The 5,897-nt window shown below is 31.3% G+C and carries 5 protein-coding genes; 1 reads left to right on the top strand and 4 read right to left on the bottom strand.

Annotation, left to right across the window (positions count from 1 at the left end; genetic code table 11):
* Positions 1 to 407: 407 nt before the first annotated feature.
* The 3 genes from QZ143_RS09030 to QZ143_RS09020 form a co-directional block, all read right to left on the bottom strand.
* Positions 408 to 1,607: an ATP-binding protein gene (locus QZ143_RS09030; protein WP_342765218.1), complete on the bottom strand. Its 1,200-nt coding sequence runs from the start codon at positions 1,605 to 1,607 to the stop codon at positions 408 to 410.
* A 462-nt stretch (positions 1,608 to 2,069) separates the two neighbouring features.
* Complete coding sequence (locus tag QZ143_RS09025) at positions 2,070 to 3,587, bottom strand: MFS transporter (protein ID WP_292883410.1); 1,518 nt, start codon at positions 3,585 to 3,587, stop codon at positions 2,070 to 2,072.
* Between the two features lie 316 nt (positions 3,588 to 3,903).
* Positions 3,904 to 4,257: a hypothetical protein gene (locus tag QZ143_RS09020; protein WP_292883416.1), complete on the bottom strand. Its 354-nt coding sequence runs from the start codon at positions 4,255 to 4,257 to the stop codon at positions 3,904 to 3,906.
* A 122-nt stretch (positions 4,258 to 4,379) separates the two neighbouring features.
* Here QZ143_RS09020 and QZ143_RS09015 point away from each other — a divergent pair, with 122 nt between their 5' ends.
* A complete protein-coding gene (locus QZ143_RS09015) occupies positions 4,380 to 5,261 on the top strand; it encodes a CPBP family intramembrane glutamic endopeptidase (protein ID WP_292883407.1) in 882 nt (293 codons plus the stop codon).
* A gap of 335 nt (positions 5,262 to 5,596) precedes the next feature.
* On the opposite strand, the gene QZ143_RS09010 is transcribed toward QZ143_RS09015, so the two are convergent.
* The gene (locus QZ143_RS09010; protein WP_292883404.1) at positions 5,597 to 5,764 is read right to left on the bottom strand and encodes a hypothetical protein; all 168 of its coding nucleotides are present in this window, start codon (positions 5,762 to 5,764) and stop codon (positions 5,597 to 5,599) included.
* Positions 5,765 to 5,897 lie beyond the last annotated feature (133 nt).

The following is a 5,897-nucleotide window of genomic DNA, read 5'->3' as shown; positions in this document are numbered from 1 at the left end:
AATATTTGTATAAAGTTGATTGAAAAATATGCATAAGTGGTAGAACTTTTTCGTGAGTTTCAATGAAACAATGTTCTCTAACCTTTTTTACAACATCATTATCTTTAACATCACCAATCAACAAAGGAGAATCAAGATTATGCAACTTTTGGTTCCTTTTGACCATCTTCATGTTGCTGTTGGCATAATACAATTCAAATTATCTACTACTTTTTCGATTTTTGTTTGATAGAATACGAACAAATAATGCTCGAAAAGTAGGTGAATTATCTACTACTTTTAATAAAAACAAGTATTATCTATCTTCAAAATAATTATTTAAAAACCAAAATGAGTTTATCAACTCAGAGTTGATAAACTCCCTAACAAAGGACATACTTCCTAAAAAGAGTATGGTTTCCAGGATGTTAAATCACTTCATTATCCCTTAAAAAATCAATTAAATTCAAATGAATTATTCCATCATGAGACATATCCACATCATCCATGGTTATTACGTATTTTGGATAATTATCTTGAATACTCTTTAATGGTTTAAATTCTCTTTCAACAGTTTCTTCACTTGCCAATAAATAAGAAACTTGAATGTAAATGAGTTTGTTTTGTTTTTTGCATACAAAATCCACTTCCAGGCTATCAACTTTGCCGATGGTGATTTCATATCCTCTTCTTAAAAGTTCCAAATAAACAATATTTTCGATTACACGAGTGATATCCCGTTGATTGTTTCCTATTATTGCCTGTCTAAAACCCAAATCACATAGATAATATTTTTCATCATATTTTAATATTCTTTTACCCTGTAAATCTTCGCGCTTTACCTGATAAATCAGGCATGCATTTTCAAAGAATTTCAGATAATTGTAAATTGTATTTACAGATAAGTTTACCATATCCTGCTTTAGTCTTTTATGAATTTTATTTGCGGAAAATGGCTGGCTAATGTTATACATTACAAATCTCATAATCCTTTCCAACAAGTCGACATTTTTAACATTATTTCTTTGAATTATATCTTTAAGGACAATAGAATTGTATAAATCCATTAGAATTAATCTTTTATCATCGCCACTATAGTCAAATGTTGAAGGCATACCCCCATCTTCCAAATATCTATAAAAATGAGATTTAAAATCAGAAGTAATTTCATAGTAATCAAGATATTCCCTAAAAGAAAATGAATATATGTTTAATTCGACATAACGGCCAGATAAATATGTGGCAAATTCTCCAGACAATAATTTTGAGTTTGATCCAGTAAGGTATATGTCATAATTTTCTTTTGCAAAGTAAGAGTTGATTAATTTTTCCCATTGGGGAACAACCTGTATCTCATCAAAAAATAGATAAATTTTGCCTTCAATATTTTCAGTTTTATGAGATATGAACTCTTCAAGCTTTTTAATATTATCTATTTCAAAATAATCACTTAATTCAAAGTTGATCCAAACAATATTATCTTCAGGTATTCCTTGTTTTATTAATGAATCAATAATTTGTTTTAATATGGTTGACTTTCCAGAACGTCTTGTTCCTATTAAAACTTTAATGATATGTTTATTTATAAAGGGATTGATTTTATCAATATAATCTTTTCTTTGAATAATCATTAAAATCACACTTCTTTTTATAATTATTAATTTATCATAACTATCATATAAAGTTTTCAGTATAATGAAAAGTAAATAATAAAATCAATATTGTTTTCAGTTAAATGAAAATCAATATGAAAATTAGAAATAAATATCAAACCTATGAAATTAAAAATATAAATATTAAAAGTAAAGAAATCAAATTAATCTTTGTTACATATCAATATAGCTAGGTTCCATAACCTCTTTTACAACATCACCATCATTAACTTCCCCAATAAGCAAGGGTGAATCAGGATTATGCAACTTTTGATTCTTTTTGACCAGCTTCATGTTGCTGTTGGCGTAACACACTTCAAATTATCTACTACTTTTAGTAAAATTTATTCTATATCATGCAAACAAAATAAATCAAAACTAAATAATTTCTGCCAACACTCAAACCATTTTAAAAAAAAGGAAATGAGAGATTGTCTCTCATTGTTTTTTAATATTTTTATTTTTTATCCGCAGCGTTATAATTAACATAGCTGCTAACACGATGGCTAATCCATACATTACAGATGCCATTGCATTCTGGATAATTATATCTGCAGTATCTACAACAATACTGTCTTGTCCCTCTATAGTGTCTAATTTTTGGAAGTAGTCATAAACCTCCTGATGGAATTGTTCATCTCCTGAATAATCAGGCGCATAGGTATCGACTGCAGTACTAATACCGCCCATAACTCCAAGAATTAGAATTATTCCAATGATTGCTGTACCCAATGAGGAACCTAATGTCTCACCAGTTGTAATAATACCAGATGCATTATTTTGGCCTTCAGCAGGAACATCGAATAATGCAACATCCGCTGCTAAAGCCATCATAAAACCAATACCTGTCCCAAGTAAAAACTGCCCCGGAATTAAATCCAGCATGTTTACATTTAATTTAAATTGATAACTTAAAATCAGACATCCTACAATAGATATTATACATCCTATTGCCATGAGTGTCTTGTGATTCAGTTTTCCTATTAGATTTGGAGCGGTCAATGAAAAAATAAACAAAGCCATAACAAACGGAAGTGAAGCCAAACCAGTATCGAATGGATTTAACTGCAATACACTTTGGAAAAACAGAACCATTACAAAAAATGTTCCAGATATTACAATATTATATAATAACTTAATAGATGTACCTATACGCAAATTTTTGTCTCTAAATAATTCAACATCAAGCAATGGCACCTTGCCTGACCTTTTTCTTTTGAGTTCAAACCATATAAAGATTGCTAAGACTATCAATCCCAAAATTATCTCAATTATGCTGGTAGCAACATCCTTAGTCAGTGTCAAAATACCAAGCACAAGCAAAAGAAGACATATACCGGAAAGTATAGCACCAATAATATCAAGATCGCTTTTAGATTCAGTAGGCTTAAAATCAGGTATTTTATTTTGCATTACTAAAATAAATAAAATGAATATTAATTCAAATGCGAAAGTGTATCTCCAGCTGAAAAAAGTTGTAATAAGCCCACCAAGGAGCGGAGCTAAAATATCTGCAAGTCCTGCCATTACCCCGAGAGTTGCCAAAGCAATTGTACGCTTTCTGCCGGAATATATTCCGCTTATTATTGAAACTATGGCAGGCAGCATTAATGCCGCAGCAACACCTTTAATCGCTGCCCATCCGACAAAAAACATTGTAACACTTGAACTTAATACTGCAGCAAATATTCCTATACCAAAAAGTGCAGCACCAATTACAAACAGTTTCTTTTTACCAACTATGTCCTGAAGTTTGGTACTGAACAGTATCAACGCAGCAGTGATAAGAGTACAAAACGACACAATCATTTGAATAGTACTAACATCAGCATTCAAATCAACAACAATTCGAGAAATGCTAACATTCATGAAGAAAGAGTCCAACACTATAATAAAGGAAGCACAAGCCACAACTATTAACGGAAACCAAGAATATTCGTTAGCCTTTTCATTCATACTTATTAATCCTCCAACATATTATCTTAAAAAATATTTTAACATTCAAACTTAAACATGAACTTAATTTTATATTTGCTTTCCAAACGATTAAATTTTTGGATGGAATTTTTACATAATACTGCAAGAACACCACAATTCTGTAAGATTGATTTTCAAATGCATTCTATGAACATCAAATATCAAAGGCCTAACTAAAAACTACATCAATCTAGTTTGAGCATCAATATAGCTTTATGAAAGTGTTTTAAAAACAAGTTTTGAATATATTAACTCCATCATTAATGTGAAAATTAAAAAATAGTAGCTGGAAGAGTTAACTACTGTACAAATCTGTAAATATCCAGCTTGGATCATATGTTATGAGGTATCCATCTTCACACCAGATTGATTTTACATTTCCTGAAGTTATATCTGCTACTGCAGCAGGATCACGGTTAATCCATTTTCCTCCAGTATGTTTTTTATGTCTTAATCTTAATCTGATGTGGCCAGTTCCTGAAACTCTGCATTTGACATGGACAAACTGCACGTCATAACCTAATGATTTAGCTATTCTGTAATATACTTGTCCCCAGTCAACACAATTGGAACCTTTACTGGCTTTAGCATCTGTTATTGTTTTCTTGTCTGTCTTTTGTGAATCGAAATACTTGAGATATAATTTAATATTTGGCAGTCACTGAAATTCTTGAAAAATCAGATTTTATCTAACGAATAATTTTCACAAAAACACCTATAAAACATATTATTCCTATAACATTATATGCAAATAACTAGAAATATGTCCATATGACAGTTAAAGAGATTTCAGAATATATAACATTTCCAAGAACTTTTGAAAAATACAGATGGTACAAGCCTATACTTGTTTTCATAATAGGTGCAATAATATATTTAATACTCAGCCTAATATTAATTGCCGTTTTCTCTGCAATATACGGAGAAAACATTATGGCCCAACTCCTACGTGGAGGATATGAAGTCATGAACTCTGAGATAGGCGAAATCTATTCTCATTTGGCAATAGCCATCATGATTCCATCTTTGTACCTTGCAACTAAAATTGTTAAGGACAGACCGTTTTCCTCATACTCCTCTTCACGTGGAGGATGGAACACCCAACTCTACCTCAAGGCATTTATAATACCGTTTATTTTATTCCTTGTCGTTGGAATTATTGAACACGCAATACTGGGTAATGTGGGAAATTATCATTTTACAATACTGTTTTTTATAATCCTCCTAATTGTAGTGCCGATACAATGTATTGCTGAAGAATACGTATACCGTGGACTTCTTATGCAAACATTAGGATCATGGTTTAACATACCATTATTGGCAGTGATTCTCCAAGCCATAATCTTTGGATTCACCCACGGATACAATGGTATAGGAAACATTGGGATAATAATTTCAGGTTTAGTAATGGGATTTTTAGCATGGAAAGCCAATGGTCTGGAAGTCAGTTCCGCATTCCATACTGCAAATAACTTATCCTTCAGCTTACTGGTCATGTTCGGAATTCAATCCACAACCTCAACAATAGTAATGTCTGATTTAATAATTTCAACCATGAGTACTGTAATTTTTGGTATCTTACTTTATTACATCGGAAAGAGAAGCAACTGGTTTGGTGAGATTCCGGAAACCCTTCAGGAGGATGATTCTTAAATTGAGATACATCATCCATCTTTTAATTGATGGCTTTGAATATATTGTCATAAGGATATTTTACTAGTTGTCTGATAAGTCGGAGTGATTGCTCACTCCTTTCTTCTCACAACGGCTGGTGTCAGTTTCCAAAAAAACTACTCAAGCTTATTGTTTAGCCAAAGCAAATTTATTCTATATGAAATGGGTTCGAAAAATAAGTTTTGAATTGGTGATGGTAGGTGTTATGTTAATCAACTTACAATAGAATTAATTATATGATGATAATAACTTAAATTTTATCAATAATAAATATTTACTAACTGCGACTTTATGAAAAACTTGATTAATTAATATTAAAATAATCTAGTTTGTGTATCAATATAGCTTGGCTCATTGACTTCATTTACAACATCCCCATCTTTAACATCCCCAATCAGCAAGGGCGAATCGGGATTGTGCAACTTTTGGTTCCTTTTGACCATCTGCATGTTGCTGTTCGCATAACAATAATTGCTTGTCATCAATTGTTTATAAATAATTTCAGCATCTTACCCTCAACTTTTCCAATAATACTCAAGTAGTTACCTTTGCATCATTAGTTGGTTCAGGTTATGTCAGTGATTATAGTAGATGTTCAGGATTTGTATTTCCACC

This window comes from Methanobrevibacter sp. UBA188, assembly GCF_905234905.1.
Lineage (GTDB): Archaea > Methanobacteriota > Methanobacteria > Methanobacteriales > Methanobacteriaceae > Methanocatella.
The sequence above is the reverse complement of the archived record's forward strand: the minus strand, read 5'-3'. Positions and strand labels throughout refer to the sequence as shown.

What these genes read in the sequence shown, in the direction of transcription:
- QZ143_RS09025 (WP_292883410.1), bottom strand. Translation starts at nt 3,587, where the DNA reads ATGAATGAAAAGGCTAACGAATATTCTTGGTTTCCGTTAATAGTTGTG.
- QZ143_RS09015 (WP_292883407.1), top strand. Translation starts at nt 4,380, where the DNA reads ATGACAGTTAAAGAGATTTCAGAATATATAACATTTCCAAGAACTTTT.
- QZ143_RS09010 (WP_292883404.1), bottom strand. Translation starts at nt 5,764, where the DNA reads ATGACAAGCAATTATTGTTATGCGAACAGCAACATGCAGATGGTCAAA.